The sequence below is a fragment of the Dysgonomonas sp. GY617 genome, assembly GCF_015233815.1.
Lineage (GTDB): Bacteria > Bacteroidota > Bacteroidia > Bacteroidales > Dysgonomonadaceae > Dysgonomonas_A.
On the sequence record NZ_JADCLR010000017.1, the window covers coordinates 1 to 1,005 of the forward strand.

2 protein-coding genes and 1 rRNA gene are annotated in these 1,005 nt (G+C 38.9%); 2 read left to right on the forward strand and 1 reads right to left on the reverse strand.

The genetic code is table 11. The annotated features are described in order from the left end of the window. Positions 1 to 245 (forward strand): hypothetical protein (locus tag IR022_RS09830; protein ID WP_194203439.1); only part of this gene is annotated, 245 nt, incomplete at its 5' end. Positions 246 to 287: 42 nt separating this feature from the next. Further along, positions 288 to 704: a hypothetical protein gene (locus tag IR022_RS09835; protein WP_194203574.1), complete on the forward strand. Its 417-nt coding sequence runs from the start codon at positions 288 to 290 to the stop codon at positions 702 to 704. A 42-nt stretch (positions 705 to 746) separates the two neighbouring features. On the opposite strand, the gene rrf is transcribed toward IR022_RS09835, so the two are convergent. Next, a 5S ribosomal RNA gene (gene rrf / locus IR022_RS09840) occupies positions 747 to 856 on the reverse strand. Positions 857 to 1,005: the final 149 nt, after the last annotated feature.

The window sequence follows — 1,005 nt, forward strand, 5'->3', positions numbered from 1 at the left end:
CTATGGAAGAGAACGAAGTAATCCTGTTTTATAGCTGCAAGGCTTGGCATAACAGGGATAGCATGGATTTAGGTGTATTTACTGATAAAAATGCATTTGAGCAGTATCTCAAAGACATGAAAAAAGACAAGAAACTCTCTAATGATGATATCAAGGAGTTGGAAAACATAGGGCAAACTCAAGGGCGCAGACTCAACTATCAGATAATGAAAGAATTTCTAAATCCTGTTTATAAGCAAACTTAATATAAAATCCTACAGAGAAGAATTCTATAAATGGCTTAAGAAATGATGCAAAACCTTTTCAATCCCAATATTACATGTACTGACCCCGACAATCTCCAGTTCTGTCTCAAAATATCAGATCGTGAATTCTGGTATTGCGAACCTAATATCTACAACGAAAAGTGCATGCCTGATTCCGATGCCAGTGAGGTTGAATTATTCGAGAGATACAAGAGTAATCCTAAAAAGTTGCTCCAGGATGCCCAAACAGATGAGGAAGTAAAAGCTTTAGTCAACAATCGTCAGCTATGGCTTACCGCAAGCAGCGAAATGAATGACTTTACCCAAGCAGAACAGATTGAACTTTTGGATGACTACGGCTATAAATGGGATGATTTCAAATCTGATGTAGAACGAAATCAAATTATCTGTGAAAACTTTTCCGAACAAAACCCGATGGACTTTCGGAATGATATCTAGTGAAAAATCATGCAACTTTTATAGTTGCATGATTCATACTTAAAACGGCGACGACCTACTCTCCCATGTTTCATAGTACCATTGGCGTTACAGGCTTTAACTTCTCTGTTCGGAATGGGAAGAGGTGGATATCCTGCACTATAATCACCTTAATAAATCCAGACTGGCGGAACACCCGTATAGTGTCCTCACGGGAGGATGTTTCGACCTATTATCCTCCTAGCATACTATCGTATACTAACCGTTGTACGGACGCTAGTGGAAGGCAATTAAGCCAACGCTATTACTAGAATACTTAGCC

Bases quoted from the DNA above. Each gene is read 5' to 3' on its own strand.
- IR022_RS09835 (WP_194203574.1), top strand. From the start codon at position 288: ATGATGCAAAACCTTTTCAATCCCAATATTACATGTACTGACCCCGAC.